The following is a 15,362-nucleotide window of genomic DNA, read 5'->3' on the forward strand; positions in this document are numbered from 1 at the left end:
ACCGCCATCGAAACCGTTGTTATGCGGCCTCTACATTCACCATTTTTCTTTTAACGATGTCATTACACGCTTGGTGCACGGTAGTCAGATCTTTCAAGTAAATCCGAGCGGCCGGATCTATTTTTTGCCCATCTATCTTAATTAACACTTTCTGAAATTCATTTGAGCAATGAGAGATGGTATTCAAATTTTCAATTCGATTGGCAATTCGATAAAGTTTGAGTAGGTTGCTTAATTTATGGCTTAGCATCGACGTTCTCCACGCCATTCTCAAATTCCATGTCCTGAGAGATAGCAAAATGTACAGAAAATTATGTTGCGACCATATCCATAGAAGCAGTTATTATTCTAGAGTACTGTTAAAACTGTTTGATTTTATCAAAAAACACACACCCGTATGGCGTACTAATACTCAATATCCTCTACTCATGGTCTGAATGCATTAATATTCTAAAATCAAGCTGTATTTACGCAACGAAGATCACGTAAATAATATGTATCCCCGTGTTTTGTGCATGATTATTTGATCAATATCACTCTAAATTTACGTCTATAGAAAAATACGAGCTCGATACGAAATCATGGTGTAACGAAGAAAGGCGCAAGTTTTGCGAATTTAAAGGGGCTACTTAGTTTACGTTTTAAAATTGGAGTAGCTCAAAGCACCTAAATGAGCCAATTAAGAAGATAAGCACTCATGTCTGGTTAAAATCAAAAACTGTGATAACTTTACATTGATTACGAACCAAAGTTATTTACCTTACGATAAAGGTCATAACAGGGAGATTAAATGAATAAACATTGGTTAATGTTAGGTCTACTATCGACAGTTGGTTATGCAAATACAATTTCTACTCCTGGTAAAGCCATCATTGTGGGGAGTAGTAACAATGCAATAGCTAAACGAGTCTGCTATTACCAAGACAAAGCATACTCGCTTGGTGCGGTTTTGCAGGTTGGAGAAAACGACATGATATGTAGTGAAGAAAACGCTCGTGAATCAAATGGGCCATTAAGATGGTTTCCATTGGGTCAAGAGCGTTCAGAGATCTCAAATAAACCTAGTTACAAAGTAGATTAAGCCGCACTTTCATCGTACTGTTGCTCTAAAGTAGCGGCTCTCTGCGCGGCAGGCATTTCATTTAACGCAGCAAGATATTCTGACAGCTTAGGATAGTCACCAAGGAAACCTAATCCCGCCGCCATTTCTACAATAAATGACATTAATATATCTGCAGCCGTAAATTGGTCGCCAACTAACCAAGTATTATGAGATAAGTGCGTATCCATATAACCCAGAATGAGTTTAATCTCATTTTGACTATAATCAGAAACAAACCGTGTTTCTGAACCATCAACTTTCAAGAAATAATGCATTAACAGAGGCAACGCTGCCGAACTCTCTGCAAAATGCAGCCATTGCAAATAAAGCGGGTATTCTTCGGATCCATGAGCAGGAACCAATGTTTCGCTTGCGAAGCGTTGTGCTAAATATTCCGTGATGGCTCCTGATTCAGCCAAGACCTTACCGTCTTCTTCGATCACCGGAGATTTACCCAGAGGGTGCACCGCACGCAGTTCAGGTGGCGCAAGTTGAGTGACTGTATCTCTTTGATACGCCTTGATTTCATAAGGTACTTTTAGTTCTTCTAATAGCCATATAATTCTTTTTGAACGTGATCTAACTAAGTGGTGTAAAGTAATCATGGAATCCTCGGTATTTCTTTATGTTTTATTTTATATGCATATTGTCCACTATTAATAATGTAGTCAAGCTCAACTCCACACTTTTGGTAACTTCAGATCAAAATCATTTTATCGAAACATACTATTAATATTTTATTAACATATTGTTTTTAAAGAATTAAAATCACCTGACCAAACTCATTTCGTAAGCGACAAGTCATTATTGTAATTTAATTACCAACTAAAGGTTGACGTAGGTCACATAAATGCCGATAATGTGACCGTCATCTGATAATCAATAACAAGGAAAACGACATGAGCTCAATATTAACTTCACAAATCGAAGCACCAAAAGTAAGCAACAAAATAGTATCTGTATTACATGAGATTGCAGCTATTTTCACTATGTTTGCTGTGACTTCTACCATTGTATTATTAACAAGCCTAACTTGGATTGCTTAAGCTACTAAGGTGCTCAAAGCACTTTAGTTGTTTAAATCGGTTGAACACAAAAGGCGTTCTTATTGTCCAAGAAGTGATCACAACTCCAAATTTGTAGTTGTGTATGAATGGCTCTATTCTCACATGGATAGGGTGATAAACAAATAATTCACACTGTAATTAAGTTACGTTTTTATGTCTTTGACTAGTAGTTAACTGTCTTCACAAAATTAAAATTCAAACACCCTTACAAACCCTTATTTATAAGCCGCACCATACTCGCCATTCTATTTTTTATTTTTCTATACTTATGCTATTTTTGGTATACAGATATTTTGATAAAGTCGTCTATCGAAATAAAAATAAATATCTCGGGAATGTCGAATGCTTCGAAAAAAAATCAGCATTACACATGCGAAATCAAAAAAAATACTCGTGCTAAATCTAAAAGGTGGCGTTGGCAAGTCAACTTTTACGGTGAATCTCGCTTCAAAATTATGTATGGCTCAGCATTGTGTTGAAATCATTGATAGTGATAAACAGAGTTCTTCCCATTCTTGGGCAAAAGAGATAAAACAGATTGAATCTCAGCAATTAAATATTAGTTTCCGCAGTTATTCAGATATTGCTTCATCAATAAAGGTAGATAGAAATTGCGACTTTACTCTCATTGACTCACCCGCTAACTTTGATGATAACCATATAAAAAAATATTTAATGCTAGCAGATTATGTGGTTGTTCCTATTCAACCTTCACCAATCGATCTCCATGCCACTCTTCCCCTTATTGAAAAAATATTGAAAAATCTGGCTTTAATCAAGAAAGAAGTCAAGGTGGGCTTCGTAATTAATCGTTGCACCGAAGGTAACCCTCAGGTTGAACAGGTCAGGAGTCTACTTGATCATTTTCGACAATATCAAACCTTGGGTCTAATGAGCGACTCCTATCTTTATCAAGAACCATTTCAGAAGAAGACCATCTTGGATGTCGATTTAGATACACCACTTTGGAGAGAGGTTTTTAATTGGCTTCAAATAGAATTAACGGACAAAAAAGTAACGCCCCTGACCATTAAATCGCATTCACAGACAAACAATAACGTTAGATATTCTAATCTGTTGTCGTTCCGAAACTGGTAGCTTACCATTCACAATGAATAAAAAAAAACGGACTTAGCGTTCAACTAAATCCGTTTTCTGTTTCGTTACTTACACTTACTGATAGCTGATTTCACGAACTTTAGCTTTCACATTAGGAATAAGTGACGAGCTCGCACTTAACTTATGTACACCCAACTTAATCAATAACTCAGACATTTCAGTATCCCCAGCCATCTCACCACACATGCTAACTGGAATACCATTTGCTTTGGCGGCAATACAGGTCATTTGAATTGCTGAAATTACAGCTGATTTTTTATAATCGACTAAATCAGAAACAGCTGTATTTCCACGGTCAGCGGCCATAACGTATTGAGTTAAGTCATTGGTACCGATACTGAAAAAATCCGCCTCTTTAGCAAGTTCGTCCGCATTAAGTACCGCTGCTGGCACCTCAATCATAATACCCACTTTCATTGGGTATAGGATTTCCGGCAGATTCAATTCATCACGACAATCTGCAATAAGTGACTTAACCGCTTGAAGTTCTTCTACTTCCGCTATCATTGGAATCATTAATTGAACGTTCGTGTTATCTTTCGCTGCACGCAATACCGCTTTTAACTGCGGTTTGAACAGTTCGCTATCCGTCAAACACAAACGAACACCTCGTAACCCTAGGAATGGGTTCTCTTCTTGAGCCATATGATAGGAAGGCAAGGGTTTGTCTCCGCCAACATCTAAACTACGAATAGTTAATGGTCGATGCTCCAAAGCAACCGCTATATCACGATAGATTTCATATTGTTCTTCTTCAGTAGGCAATGTTTTGCTCGACTGAAATACAAACTCTGTGCGAAGTAGTCCAACACCTTCCGCTCCTGACGCTAGCGCTGCCTTCACATCTTGCAGCCCACCGATATTCGCGTGAACATCAACTTTTAATCCATCGACTGTGATAGCAGGTTTCGACGCCTGTTCTTTCTTAGCAACGGTATCGGCGATCCAAGCATTACGTTCTTCAATTAGAAATGAAGCCTTCTCTGCATCTGGTGAAAGCCATAAATGACCGCGTTTTCCATCAAGAATAACCTCTTGTCCACTGATGGTGGAAGTAAGAATTCCTTCTGCTTTCACGATGCAGGGAATACCCATTGCACGAGCTATAATTGCGCTGTGCGAAGTCCTGCCACCTGCCTCAAGACAGATACCAACAACCTTCGTCGGATCAAGCTGTGCAGTCTGGGCTGGCGACAAGTCACTTGCGACAATAATGCAATTGTCCACTAGTTCAATGGTCTCCGCTTCTGCACCGTCAAACGAATACATTGTCTGCTTTGCGACATCCCATACATCCGCTTCGCGCTCGCGCATGTACTCACTTTCAGACTGAGCATATTCTGCCGCTTGTATCGTCATCACTTTCATCAGAGCCGCTTCAGCGATGCTCCCTAACTTAATCTCTTCTTGAACCATCTCTAACAGTTCAGGATCCGTGATCATCATGCCATGAGCACCAAAAATATCGGCATGCGCTTTACCAAGTGTTTTCTCTGCGTCTTCTTCTTGTTTCTTGAGTGATGCAGACACGCTTGCCACGGCTTGAGCGAACCTAGCTAGTTCATCCGCTTCAGATGTGAAGTCACGTTGCGGTATTTCAGGCATTGCACTTTCACGACCAAGAATCTGACCAATTGCAATCCCGTCGCATACGGAAATACCAGAGATAGCACCGTCAACTTTTGCCACTGTTGGTTTGTCTTCGTCTAGCGCAACGACTTTCATCTGCGCAATAGACTCGCCAAAATGGCTATTTGCGAGTGCTTCAAATGAGGTTATCGCTTTTTCGGCATCGTTACCTGACGCCAGAATTCGAATATTATCGTTACGTTTGACACCAAGTTTCGCGATGGAATTGAGGCTCTTCGCATTCACTTTCTTATCTGCTTTTTCTAATAGAATATTAGCGTCAAACTTTGCCAATAAGCCCACAATGGCCGCCGCTGGGCGTGCATGTAAACCATGTGGATTCAATACCGTCCAACAAAACTCGAGAGCGTCTTCTGATACTTCAACATCTGTCGCAGATGAGATATTTTGTTCCACCTCACCTAAATGTTCACGTTTCGCAGATAAAGAACCTGCCGCTTCTTCCAATACTGCCGACATTGGCAAGTCCGCCGATGCTGCCACTGACGCTGCCATCGTACCCTCAACAATCGGAGCGGAACACAGAGCAATATTCGGCACCATATCAGGGTCAATTAGCTCTAATGCTGTTTCTGTGCTCAAAAGGGCTGACCCCATATCCATCATCACCACAACGCCGCTATCGTCGTACACCTCTTCGATAGCCATCATGATACGAATAGTATCAGTACCTATCGGATTCTCAGGGTCGTCAATACCGCCAGCCGCCGCTATTTTGCAACGACCTTGAGTCATTTGATTTGCTAGCTCAACAACACCGTTCGCGAGCAATTCGCTGTGTGATACAACAACGATACCTACCATTATTTATGCCTCATTGACGACTTTATTTAGCGTTTCAATCATCAACTTAGTCGATGTTGCTCCTGGATCTGGGTGGCCAATACTCCGTTCACCCAAGTAGCTTGCACGACCTTTTTTGGCTTGCATAGGGATTGTTTTTTCAACGCCCTTAACAGCGGCATCAGCCATACTGGTGAGTGCACCACCAACTTTCGCCCCCGTTTCAGACGCAATTTTTCCCGCCGTGATGATTTCCCACCATGCATCGCACATCGTTTTGTCACCAGGATTTGCTTTACCACGGCCAACAACACCATCGACACCAGCTTGAAGTGCTTCAATAAATTCGGCTAATGTTAAGCTCTCTTTACCAGCAGACTTTGTCGCTGCACGGATGAAAAACGTGCCATAAAGAGGACCTGAAGCGCCACCTACTTTAGAAAGAAGCGACATACCAGTGGTCTTGAAAATTGTCGCTAGATCTTTATCAGCAACCGCTGGAAGTTTAGCCGCAACTTCACCAAATCCTCGTTCCATATTTAGGCCATGATCTGCATCTCCAATAGCGGCATCCAGTTCAGTTAACATGTCACGGTTTTCAGAATAGATACCGCTACAATTTGTTAGCCAAGTAACGATTTGTGCTTTAGTGATCTCAGACATATTAACAACCCCAACGTAGTGAAGGAGCATCGACCGGAGCGTCCCATAATTCTAATGTTTCAGCATCTGCTTTCATCAATGTAATTGAGAAGCCTTCCATATTTAGAGAAGTACAATAGTTACCCACTAAAGTGCGAGCGACTGTAAAGCCTGCCGCTTCTAACTCTGTGTGAACCTTACGATAAGCACCGAATAGTTCAGATTCCGGCGTACCACCAAGGCCATTAACGAGCACGATTAAGTCATCACCTTTTTTATAGGCTTCTGTTGATTGCACTGTTTCTATCCAGTCACCGTTTTCACGATCCCACGTTTTTAGCGTGCGAGAATATGTGTCTGACGCGAGAAGCTCTTCAAGCATCTCTGTTGTCGTTGTATCAACATCTTTGTATGTGCGACGTTCAATGCCTGGCTCACCATGGATACCCACACCAAATTCAATTTCATCATCAGCAAGTATAAAAGAAGGCTTACCATTTGCTGGCACAATACAAGCAGACAGGGCGACGCCAAATGAACGAGCACGATTATTAAGACGGGTAGCTAACGCTTCGCAATATGAAATATCTTTACCTGCTTCCGCCGCCGCGCCGACAATTTTTTCAATCAGTACCGTTGCAGCAACACCACGACGACCCGCAGTATATAGCGAATCTTTTACGGCCACGTCGTCATCAATGACAACCGAACCAACTTTAATTCCTTCCATATGGAGCATTTCAACTGCCATTTCAAAATTAAGAATGTCACCTGTGTAGTTTTTGACGAAATAAAGCACGCCTTCTTCATTGGGAATCGCTTTACCACACTCCATCATTTGATCTGGAGTTGGAGAGGTAAAAACCGCACCGGGACAAGCAGCTGTCAGCATACCTTTACCAATAAACCCTGCATGTAGCGGTTCATGACCGCTGCCACCGCCAGAGACCAAAGATACTTTTCCTTGGCTTTTTTCATGGTAAATAAAGTAAGGATCCGTCACGAGTTTAAGCGCGGGATTCGCAAGGACAAGGCCTTCTACTTGCTCAGTCACTACGTTTTCTACTGTATTAATTAATTTTTTCATCACATTCACTTCACTGATTGTTGGATAAATTTGTGCACATATGGGCAATAAGGATAAATATTACATTACGCGCTAGACTATGTCAGAAATTGTAATATTTCCAACAATGAAAACGTTTAACGTGAGATAACTCAAAATCAAACAAACAAAAACATACAAAAAATCACAAAATGCGTGATGGATCACTGTTGATAATACAAAATATTGTTTTCATAGCGAAGTGAACATTACCCCCCTACCCAAATTTCAAAGAGGTCTCTAAAATGGACAAAATCATTATCTCACCAAGCAAATATATTCAGGGCGCAAACGTACTAGAAAGTATTGGTGACTATGTCAAACCACTAGGTACGAAGGTTCTTGCTATTGCCGATGGTTTTGTAACTGGTCTAGTCGGTACAACCGTAACGAAAAGCTGTGAAGAAGCGGGAATTGAACTAAGCATGGCTGAATTTGTAGGTGAATGTAGCCGTCCTGAAATTGAACGTTTAATGGAAATCGCAAACGAAAAAGGTGTCGATGTCGTTGTTGGTATTGGCGGTGGTAAAACACTTGATACGGCTAAATCTATCGCGTTCTATTTGAAGAAAACGGTTGTAATCGTTCCGACTATCGCATCAACAGATGCACCAACAAGTGCACTCGCTGTTATCTATACGCCTGAAGGTGAATTTTCAGAATACTTAATGATTCCAACTAACCCTAATATGGTTATTATGGACACTCAAATTATTGCTGGTGCACCAACTCGTTTACTTGTGTCAGGTATGGGTGATGCACTTTCAACCTACTTTGAAGCACGTGCAAATGGTATCTCTGGTAAGTCAACAATGGCTGGGGGAGCACCAACACGCGCAGCTCAAGCATTGGCAAAGCTTTGCTATGAAACATTGATTGAAGATGGTCTTAAAGCAAAAATCGCTTGTGATCAAAACCTCTCTAACATCGCCGTTGAAAACATTATTGAGGCAAATACTTATCTATCAGGTATTGGCTTTGAAAGTTCAGGCCTTGCGGCTGCGCATGCTATTCACAACGGCTTAACAAAACTAGAAGAGTGTCATCACCTATACCACGGTGAAAAAGTGGCGTTTGGTACTCTAACTCAATTAGTGTTGGAAAATGCAGCAATGGCTGAAATCACTGAAGTATTGGATTTTTGTAAATCGGTAGGCCTACCGACAAATCTAAAAGATATGGGCGTAACTGAAATCAATCGCGATAAGCTTATGGAAGTAGCTGAGGCTTCTTGTGCAGAAGGTGAAACTATTCACAACATGCCATTTGAAGTGACTCCAGCGTTAGTATTAGCGGCGATGCTAACGGCTAATGAGCTAGGATCTATGTAATCAATCATGGGGGTTTTCCTTTATGAGTTTGAAAACATTCATGCTTAGATTTATTGTAGTATTTTAAATTGTATCTTTAACCCGCCACTTTTTAGTGGCGGTTTTTTATATCGGTGGTCTTATACTCCAACGCCACTTAATTAAGAGCCCAAGTTAGATGCGCGAGTAGTTTGCGGTAGAATTTCAGCGCAATGGCTAAACAACAAAGCAATGGCCCACAAACAAAAAAGATCGCACAACGCGATCTTTTATAAAATAATTCACTCTATTAGCGATTGTTTTTTGAAGCCTCCATCAATCTTTCTGCAATCTCCTGCAATGGGATTTTCAATGCTTCATCCATAATCTCTTCACTTACTCTATTTCCAGCAAATTGCATCACTAATTTTTTAAATGACTCAGGGTTTGTCGCACTATCATCACCTTCATACATAGGTGCACCACCTGATTTTACCACCTCATCTAAAGCCAATAAAATCATTCGCAACGCGTGCAAATGTTCTTTTGATTCATTACTCATAAACGTCACTATCCTATCAGAGTATCGATAAACAGAATTAATTCCTTGCTTCAATAATAGGAGTAATTGCAAAAAGAGGTCAATTCGTATGCGCTATAAATGTTATAGCTAACAGCCTTTTAGTATAACCTAGTATTATTTTTCACCCACACCCATCAAAACTGACAATATACCTTGCTCAGTTTCTATCTCAAAAGGAACAGAAACTGTAACGGTATCAAAGCCTGCATCAATTAAAACTTGCTCAACTTTACTTTCTGTTAACCCGTCTTTCTCGTCTTCCGCTAACCAATCCCAATGGATAAATAAACCATCATCCTCGAGTAAGGAGTAAATTAACTCCGCGGCCTCATCGAAATCATCTATAAATCCGCATACTGAAGATGCAATGACACAATCAAACTGCCCACGAAACGCCGGATGCTGAGCAATTAACCCTCGAGAAAGGATGTCAACAACGGGTTCAACGTTTGGCAACATTTTTTTGTCTAGCTCTTCTATCATGGCTTCCGATGAATCAAGCGCCACTATATCTTTTGCTAATGGTGAGATCTTTTGACTTAATAATCCTGTACCACAGCCAAAATCAAACACTCGTAAATTGGTCACATTAATAATGTTATCTAACTGTTCGAACGCCTTCTCTGCATAGCGAGCTGTCGTTGATTCCATTTCCCATTTTTTTGCGCGTTTATCCCAATCGTATGACATTTGGTCTCCGTTTGTACGTCCTTAATTTTCGCTACCCCATGTTAAACAAATTGTCGCTTAGCTTCACGACTAATTGTTAAACTTTTCATGTTTATTCAGATTTGATGCTTTCAATTAGGCAATCTCAGCCAGTTTCGTTATCCTAACGCCATGAAACTAGGAGCAAACATGAATATCTCACATATAGAAGCGTTTTGTCGTGTTGCTGATCTAGGCTCTGTTTCAGAAGCAGCGAGGCAACTAGAGTGCAATAGAACCAGCTTGAGCATGGCAATTAAAGCACTCGAAAAGGAATTAAACATTTCTCTTTTTGTTCGCACAGGAAACCAATTATCCCTTTCTGAGGCAGGTAAGGCTATCTATAAAGATTGTGAAAACTTGTTATCGACCTTCTCAAGAATTAAGCAGACATGCTGTCAGGCTTCAGGTGACTTCAACGCGGAAATATGGATTGCTCGCGATGACGGTTTACCCGATGAGTTTTGGCAGGAACTCGCTCATAAACTCAATAACAAATACCCAGCAACTTCATTCAATATTGTTTTGGCATCCAGCGGAGATTTAGCCAACTTAGTAGAAACAAAGCAAGTTGACTATGCCTTTGGCGTTGACTTTGAACGAACAGACGACCCAAAACTCGTTTATCAACCTTTAGGTAAGATCCGCATGATGTCTGTATGCAAAAAGGGACACCCTTTGAGTAAAATGCGCCGAGTGTCAGATCAAGATCTACGAAACACAATGCAAGCTTCAATGGCCTACCTAAATGAAAAAAACAACCCGGAACTGCAACCTTTCTCACTGAAATATATTGGATTTTCAAGCTTTGACTATATGCTCCACACGATCCTAAAAGAAGGTGCTTGGGGGGTATTACCTGAACCCCTAATTCGTCACCTTTTAAGAAGTGAACAAATTGCTGTCATCAAACACACATACGGTTTAACTCAAGAAGATTTCTGCATGGTGACTGCCGCAGGAATGTCTGAGCATCCCGGTATGACGTGGTTATCCGATAAATTAAGTGACTTCTTGTTTGACTTCTAAGCATATTAATTGGGACCAATCAGTCAGCGTCAACTTTAATGGCACCAAATTAGAGCATTAACCCATTGTTATTAGTGGCATTTTTAGTTAAAAAATTCATAAGTCCTTTCAGTTTGCTATTTTCTCATTGAACATCTTCCATATATGACCAAAACTTGTCCAACAGTAATAATATGGATATTGTATGTGTGCCCAAGTTAATCACAATGAAAATCGAGTATTAATCTTCTCAGCCCTTTTAGCATCGCTATTCGCTGTCGGAGGACTGTTCTTTGGATTATTAACAGGCTCACTCGTGATTATTTTTGATGGTGCGTATTCAACCGTCAGCTTACTGTTAACATTATTGTCACTGGCAGTATCTAAGTACATCCAAAAACCAGAAAAAAAACAGTTTCCATTTGGCAAAGCCATCTTAGAACCGGTTGTAATCACGGTAAAAGCCTCTGTCATATTAGCGGTAGTCGTTGTCTCATTATATTCTGCTGTAATCGCTATTTTTAATGGTGGTAGAGAAATGGACGCAAGCATTGCGACACTATTTGGTGTGATCAATGTCGTCGGTTGTGGTTATGCCTGGTGGTATATAGTAAATCGTAGCAGAACGTTCTCTTCTGGATTAATTGAAGCGGAGTCGATGCAATGGAAAATGGATACCTTGCTGAGTGTTGGTGTCACAGCTGGTTTCCTTGTTGCTTGGGCGATTAGCTACACGTCGTTCGCTAGATATGCAGTATATGCGGATCCATTAATGATGTGTATCATTTCGGTATACTTTATCAAGGTACCTTTAGATATGCTAAAGGATTCAATGCGAGAGTTACTGATGATGCCGCCAAGTGAAGAGATACGTAATCAGGTTGATGAAGGTATAAACAAGGTCGATAAACAAGGTACTCAACAAATAAAACTGACCGGTTTAACAAAAGTAGGACGTGAGCTACGAGTCAATGTTGATATCAATACGCAGGAAAACCGTTCTATTAACGTAGCGGATATCGAAAAAACTCGGCAGTCTATCGCTCATCAACTTTCAACCATGCCGTTTAATTTACGCTTAAACTTTCATATCGCTCGATAACGCAAGGGACAACCACGTTATTTCTTGCTTTGAAAATGCTCGGCTAACGAAACACGTCTCGCAGGTCCAATACCATCTTCTTGTGGGAGCGTGTGTTCATAGCCTTGTTTTATGAATGACGCTACATGCCCGCCACCAGATAAACGCTTTAGCCGTTCATTATTGGCCCCAAACACCTTATATTCATATCGTTCACCACCTGCGTTAAAAGAAGCAATAGAGCCATCAAATTCGAAAGTAGATGCTATATATCTGCTGTCAACCATGACGCCTTCTGGTGTAAGTATAAATTGATCCGTTGACCAACTAGGCGCACCAATCTCTGACCAATGGCCATAGACACGTATAGGATCGATATATTCTTTATAGCTTTTAATGGCAACGTAAATACCTATAGCCGCAGTCACTAGAAAGAAAAGTAACCACACATACAGAGCGTATTTGGGTCCTCTTTCCAGATCATCGTCTTTGCTATTTTTACGCGGTGTTGTTCGTCCCAATGATGCCATTACGTTCTCTTTGATTCATCGTTTTCCATTTAATCCTAACCTAGCCAACGAGATAGTGACAGTATTATCGGTCAATTCTGGGTCGGATAAAAACGACGTTATTGTCAGTATAATTAGGATTTAGCTTTAGATGCGTAAATACGCACGCAAAGATTTTTTAACCCAATCAGACAACAATTAGGAGATTAAAGAACCGTCATTTACGTATTCACACAACAGGATAACGGAGCCTAACATTGCCACTAGTCGTCAAATTCTTTATACCACTTCCCACGAATGAGTCATGGTTACGCCTTCACCTAACATTAAGCAAACAGAACAGTATTTCTGCAATGAATCCCGAGTCACTTTTTCTACGACAGCAGCATCAAGCCCCTGCCCACTTACTTCAAAGTGAATGTTGACACTGGTAAATATTCTTGGTGCCGTATCTCGTCTTTCTGTTGTCAGCTTGGCAATACATGAATCTATTTTTTGACCCGCAGACTTGAGACCATCGACAACATCTACGGAACTGCATCCGCCCGCCGCCATTAACACCAATTCCATTGGGCTTGGCGCAGATGCTCCTCCGTTTCCATCCATTACAATGGCATGACCGGATTGGGAATTTCCGATAAAGGTAAAGTCATTTACCCACTCTACTGCTGCTTCCATTTAAATCTCCACTCTTGATATTTTCTCTAGTATAAGGCCAACCATTTTAGGCTTACTACATTTATTCGTAAAATCAAACGTCTGAACTTATACAAAAAAAGGCAAGCCATTAGCCTGCCTTTCCTTATTTCTTTAATTACCGTGTTAGTTCGTTAGGCTATTTGCGTCATTTCATTGACAACGAATTCTTCTACAGCGCCTTCCGTTGCTGCTACATAATCGATCAAATGCTGGTTGCTCATATGAGCCTGCCACAACTCACGTGACGCCCAGTTCTCGAAAAACTGAAAGTGCGCCAGATTATCGTTGTCTTGGTGCAAATCATAGTTGATACACCCTTCTTCTGCGCGAGTTGTTTCAATCAACTTCAATAATTCACTTTTAACCAGTTCAATCTTGTCTGATTTAGCAACGATATTTGCAATAATTGTCAGCTTTGTCATGTGTTATACATCCTCATAATGACGAGTGATAGAATATTCATTCAGTTCGGTTCAAGTATAATAGCGCTTCTTATTAACTTATAAATTAACCAACAACTTATATTTCAAAAATAACCGTTTGGTTATGAATACTCATTCTAAATCTGGCCCTTACAGTGGGAGGACAGCTTGAGTCTAGGCAATCAAATAAAGCAATACTAGGGTCTGTTGACCTTTCAACAGACCCTAGTCATCTCATTTAAAGTAAACTCTTCCACTGCTCCCTCAGTCGCGACCATATATTCTTGTAGATGTGTATTGCCCATGTGAGTTTGCCAAAGCTCGCGAGAAACCCAGTTTTCATAGAAGGTAAAGTGTGCTGGATTCTCATTATCTTGATGCAAGTCGTAGTTGATACAACCTTCCTCTGCACGAGTGATATCGATAAGCTTCAGCAGCTCTGCTTTTACTCGATCGATTTGGTCTGCTTTTGCGAAAATATTTGCGACAATAGTTAATTTGGCCATGAAATGTTCCTCTATTTAGATTCCGTGTTTTGGTTATTTTCTCTTTAAGTTGTGCTCATCGTAACCTTTGATTACACTCTAATAAACAGCGGTATAATTGAATCATTATCAAAAATCATTAGATAATATGTTATTAGAAGATCTGAGAGTTATTCTTAAAGTAGCGGAATTTCGCAGCATTACTGCCGCCGCATCACATTTAGATATGCGAATGGCGACAGCAAGTGCTGCGGTCAAACGTGTCGAACGTTCTCTAGGCGTCGACCTTTTCATTCGTACCACGCGTCAGCTTAGGCTTTCTGCGGCAGGTGAACGATATATACCTCAATGCGAACAAGCTTTGTTGATGCTAGAACAGGCTAAACAGAACATGAAAGACGATCTTGATATTGTCGATGGTGAACTTCGTATTGCTCTATCATCCGATTTAGGTCGTAATTTGGTCGTACCATGGTTGGATGAGTTCTTGCACACCTACCCCGAGGTTCAACTTAGAGCCAATATAAGTGATAGCAATATTGACTTTTATCGCGATGCCATCGATATTGCACTTCGATATGGCTCTCCAGATGATGCCAACCTCTATGGATTTAAAATCTGTAATGCGCCTAGGCTCTTGTGCGCCACACAAGGATATCTGGATGCAAATGGGACCCCAATGCATCCCAATGACCTATCAGAGCATAACGGGCTTCTCTATCAACTATATGACGTACTGAACGACGAATGGACGTTCTTACGTAAGGAGCAACAATATAAGGTCAAGATGCAGGGAAATCGGGCCTCCAATGATGGTGATTTAGTCCGTAGATGGTGTGTCGCTGGCGAAGGACTTGCGGTCAAATCGTGCCTAGATATGTCTCAAGACTTATTGGCGGGAAATCTCATTCCTGTCATGACAAATTATCAACCTCATCCTACAGAATTATGGCTTATCTTTCCGAGTCGACAATCTATTACACCTGCTGCAAGATTGATAAGAGATGCATTAAAGGCAAAATGCGCCTCTATTTTAGAGCAGTTGGTCGATAAGGAGATCCTAGACGTTAGCGTTTTGAAAAATTGAATTAAAGTCTTAAGTACATCAGT

18 protein-coding genes are annotated in these 15,362 nt (G+C 40.7%); 7 read left to right on the plus strand and 11 right to left on the minus strand.

The features are described from left to right. Positions 1–19: 19 nt before the first annotated feature. Positions 20–268 carry a hypothetical protein gene (locus IUZ65_RS19245; RefSeq protein WP_195705640.1) on the minus strand — a complete coding sequence of 83 codons (249 nt, stop codon included), beginning with the start codon at positions 266–268 and terminating at the stop codon, positions 20–22. Between the two features lie 522 nt (positions 269–790). Here IUZ65_RS19245 and IUZ65_RS19250 point away from each other — a divergent pair. After that, positions 791–1,081: a DUF1496 domain-containing protein gene (locus IUZ65_RS19250; RefSeq protein ID WP_195705641.1), complete on the plus strand. Its 291-nt coding sequence runs from the start codon at positions 791–793 to the stop codon at positions 1,079–1,081. Here the strand turns inward: IUZ65_RS19250 and IUZ65_RS19255 are convergent. Continuing rightward, complete coding sequence (locus IUZ65_RS19255) at positions 1,078–1,707, minus strand: glutathione S-transferase family protein (protein WP_195705642.1); 630 nt, start codon at positions 1,705–1,707, stop codon at positions 1,078–1,080. The genes IUZ65_RS19250 and IUZ65_RS19255 overlap by 4 nt on opposite strands. A 294-nt stretch (positions 1,708–2,001) precedes the next feature. On the opposite strand from IUZ65_RS19255, the gene IUZ65_RS19260 reads away from it, so the two are divergent. Next, positions 2,002–2,148 carry a hypothetical protein gene (locus IUZ65_RS19260; protein WP_195705643.1) on the plus strand — a complete coding sequence of 49 codons (147 nt, stop codon included), beginning with the start codon at positions 2,002–2,004 and terminating at the stop codon, positions 2,146–2,148. A 363-nt stretch (positions 2,149–2,511) separates the two neighbouring features. Continuing rightward, complete coding sequence (locus IUZ65_RS19265) at positions 2,512–3,267, plus strand: ParA family protein (RefSeq protein WP_195705644.1); 756 nt, start codon at positions 2,512–2,514, stop codon at positions 3,265–3,267. A gap of 75 nt (positions 3,268–3,342) precedes the next feature. Here the strand turns inward: IUZ65_RS19265 and ptsP are convergent, their stop codons facing one another. Genes ptsP through dhaK form a run of 3 tightly spaced genes read right to left on the minus strand, consistent with a single transcriptional unit; the run spans position 3,343 to position 7,450 of the window. Further along, positions 3,343–5,742 (minus strand): phosphoenolpyruvate--protein phosphotransferase, encoded by a 2,400-nt coding sequence (gene ptsP, locus IUZ65_RS19270; protein WP_195705645.1) that lies wholly within the window; start codon positions 5,740–5,742, stop codon positions 3,343–3,345. Between the two features lie 3 nt (positions 5,743–5,745). Next, entirely contained in the window at positions 5,746–6,384 is a 639-nt protein-coding gene (dhaL, locus tag IUZ65_RS19275) for a dihydroxyacetone kinase subunit DhaL (RefSeq protein ID WP_195705646.1), read from the minus strand. Between the two features lies 1 nt (position 6,385). Continuing rightward, entirely contained in the window at positions 6,386–7,450 is a 1,065-nt protein-coding gene (dhaK, locus tag IUZ65_RS19280) for a dihydroxyacetone kinase subunit DhaK (protein ID WP_195705647.1), read from the minus strand. 263 nt (positions 7,451–7,713) lie between these two features. Between dhaK and IUZ65_RS19285 the strand changes: the two genes are divergently transcribed. Then, a complete protein-coding gene (locus IUZ65_RS19285) occupies positions 7,714–8,799 on the plus strand; it encodes a glycerol dehydrogenase (RefSeq protein ID WP_195705648.1) in 1,086 nt (361 codons plus the stop codon). Positions 8,800–9,067: 268 nt separating this feature from the next. Here the strand turns inward: IUZ65_RS19285 and IUZ65_RS19290 are convergent, their stop codons facing one another. Both IUZ65_RS19290 and IUZ65_RS19295 read right to left on the minus strand, forming a co-directional pair. After that, positions 9,068–9,319 (minus strand): hypothetical protein, encoded by a 252-nt coding sequence (locus IUZ65_RS19290; protein ID WP_195705649.1) that lies wholly within the window; start codon positions 9,317–9,319, stop codon positions 9,068–9,070. 135 nt (positions 9,320–9,454) lie between these two features. Continuing rightward, positions 9,455–10,030 (minus strand): class I SAM-dependent DNA methyltransferase, encoded by a 576-nt coding sequence (locus IUZ65_RS19295; protein WP_195705650.1) that lies wholly within the window; start codon positions 10,028–10,030, stop codon positions 9,455–9,457. 168 nt (positions 10,031–10,198) lie between these two features. Here IUZ65_RS19295 and IUZ65_RS19300 point away from each other — a divergent pair, with 168 nt between their 5' ends. Both IUZ65_RS19300 and IUZ65_RS19305 read left to right on the plus strand, forming a co-directional pair. Further along, the gene (locus IUZ65_RS19300; protein ID WP_195705651.1) at positions 10,199–11,077 is read left to right on the plus strand and encodes a LysR family transcriptional regulator; all 879 of its coding nucleotides are present in this window, start codon (positions 10,199–10,201) and stop codon (positions 11,075–11,077) included. 184 nt (positions 11,078–11,261) lie between these two features. After that, complete coding sequence (locus IUZ65_RS19305; protein ID WP_195705652.1) at positions 11,262–12,158, plus strand: cation diffusion facilitator family transporter; 897 nt, start codon at positions 11,262–11,264, stop codon at positions 12,156–12,158. A 17-nt stretch (positions 12,159–12,175) separates the two neighbouring features. On the opposite strand, the gene IUZ65_RS19310 is transcribed toward IUZ65_RS19305, so the two are convergent. The 4 genes from IUZ65_RS19310 to IUZ65_RS19325 all read right to left on the minus strand — a co-directional run bounded on the left by IUZ65_RS19310 (position 12,176) and on the right by IUZ65_RS19325 (position 14,273). Next, the gene (locus IUZ65_RS19310) at positions 12,176–12,667 is read right to left on the minus strand and encodes a DUF2850 domain-containing protein (RefSeq protein WP_195705653.1); all 492 of its coding nucleotides are present in this window, start codon (positions 12,665–12,667) and stop codon (positions 12,176–12,178) included. A gap of 258 nt (positions 12,668–12,925) precedes the next feature. Further along, the gene (locus tag IUZ65_RS19315; RefSeq protein WP_195705654.1) at positions 12,926–13,324 is read right to left on the minus strand and encodes an OsmC family protein; all 399 of its coding nucleotides are present in this window, start codon (positions 13,322–13,324) and stop codon (positions 12,926–12,928) included. A 152-nt stretch (positions 13,325–13,476) separates the two neighbouring features. Continuing rightward, the gene (locus tag IUZ65_RS19320) at positions 13,477–13,767 is read right to left on the minus strand and encodes a putative quinol monooxygenase (RefSeq protein WP_195705655.1); all 291 of its coding nucleotides are present in this window, start codon (positions 13,765–13,767) and stop codon (positions 13,477–13,479) included. A gap of 215 nt (positions 13,768–13,982) precedes the next feature. Then, on the minus strand, positions 13,983–14,273 hold the full coding sequence (locus IUZ65_RS19325) for a putative quinol monooxygenase (protein ID WP_195705656.1): 291 nt from the start codon (positions 14,271–14,273) through the stop codon (positions 13,983–13,985). Positions 14,274–14,400: 127 nt separating this feature from the next. Here IUZ65_RS19325 and IUZ65_RS19330 point away from each other — a divergent pair, with 127 nt between their 5' ends. Continuing rightward, complete coding sequence (locus IUZ65_RS19330; protein WP_195706444.1) at positions 14,401–15,339, plus strand: LysR family transcriptional regulator; 939 nt, start codon at positions 14,401–14,403, stop codon at positions 15,337–15,339. Positions 15,340–15,362: the final 23 nt, after the last annotated feature.

Source organism: Vibrio sp. VB16 (genome assembly GCF_015594925.2).
In the GTDB taxonomy this organism is placed as follows: Bacteria; Pseudomonadota; Gammaproteobacteria; order Enterobacterales; family Vibrionaceae; genus Vibrio.

What these genes read in the sequence shown, in the direction of transcription:
- IUZ65_RS19245 (WP_195705640.1), bottom strand. Translation starts at nt 268, where the DNA reads ATGGCGTGGAGAACGTCGATGCTAAGCCATAAATTAAGCAACCTACTC.
- IUZ65_RS19250 (WP_195705641.1), top strand. Translation starts at nt 791, where the DNA reads ATGAATAAACATTGGTTAATGTTAGGTCTACTATCGACAGTTGGTTAT.
- IUZ65_RS19255 (WP_195705642.1), bottom strand. Translation starts at nt 1,707, where the DNA reads ATGATTACTTTACACCACTTAGTTAGATCACGTTCAAAAAGAATTATA.
- IUZ65_RS19260 (WP_195705643.1), top strand. Translation starts at nt 2,002, where the DNA reads ATGAGCTCAATATTAACTTCACAAATCGAAGCACCAAAAGTAAGCAAC.
- IUZ65_RS19265 (WP_195705644.1), top strand. Translation starts at nt 2,512, where the DNA reads ATGCTTCGAAAAAAAATCAGCATTACACATGCGAAATCAAAAAAAATA.
- ptsP (WP_195705645.1), bottom strand. Translation starts at nt 5,742, where the DNA reads ATGGTAGGTATCGTTGTTGTATCACACAGCGAATTGCTCGCGAACGGT.
- dhaL (WP_195705646.1), bottom strand. Translation starts at nt 6,384, where the DNA reads ATGTCTGAGATCACTAAAGCACAAATCGTTACTTGGCTAACAAATTGT.
- dhaK (WP_195705647.1), bottom strand. Translation starts at nt 7,450, where the DNA reads ATGAAAAAATTAATTAATACAGTAGAAAACGTAGTGACTGAGCAAGTA.
- IUZ65_RS19285 (WP_195705648.1), top strand. Translation starts at nt 7,714, where the DNA reads ATGGACAAAATCATTATCTCACCAAGCAAATATATTCAGGGCGCAAAC.
- IUZ65_RS19290 (WP_195705649.1), bottom strand. Translation starts at nt 9,319, where the DNA reads ATGAGTAATGAATCAAAAGAACATTTGCACGCGTTGCGAATGATTTTA.
- IUZ65_RS19295 (WP_195705650.1), bottom strand. Translation starts at nt 10,030, where the DNA reads ATGTCATACGATTGGGATAAACGCGCAAAAAAATGGGAAATGGAATCA.
- IUZ65_RS19300 (WP_195705651.1), top strand. Translation starts at nt 10,199, where the DNA reads ATGAATATCTCACATATAGAAGCGTTTTGTCGTGTTGCTGATCTAGGC.
- IUZ65_RS19305 (WP_195705652.1), top strand. Translation starts at nt 11,262, where the DNA reads ATGTGTGCCCAAGTTAATCACAATGAAAATCGAGTATTAATCTTCTCA.
- IUZ65_RS19310 (WP_195705653.1), bottom strand. Translation starts at nt 12,667, where the DNA reads ATGGCATCATTGGGACGAACAACACCGCGTAAAAATAGCAAAGACGAT.
- IUZ65_RS19315 (WP_195705654.1), bottom strand. Translation starts at nt 13,324, where the DNA reads ATGGAAGCAGCAGTAGAGTGGGTAAATGACTTTACCTTTATCGGAAAT.
- IUZ65_RS19320 (WP_195705655.1), bottom strand. Translation starts at nt 13,767, where the DNA reads ATGACAAAGCTGACAATTATTGCAAATATCGTTGCTAAATCAGACAAG.
- IUZ65_RS19325 (WP_195705656.1), bottom strand. Translation starts at nt 14,273, where the DNA reads ATGGCCAAATTAACTATTGTCGCAAATATTTTCGCAAAAGCAGACCAA.
- IUZ65_RS19330 (WP_195706444.1), top strand. Translation starts at nt 14,401, where the DNA reads ATGTTATTAGAAGATCTGAGAGTTATTCTTAAAGTAGCGGAATTTCGC.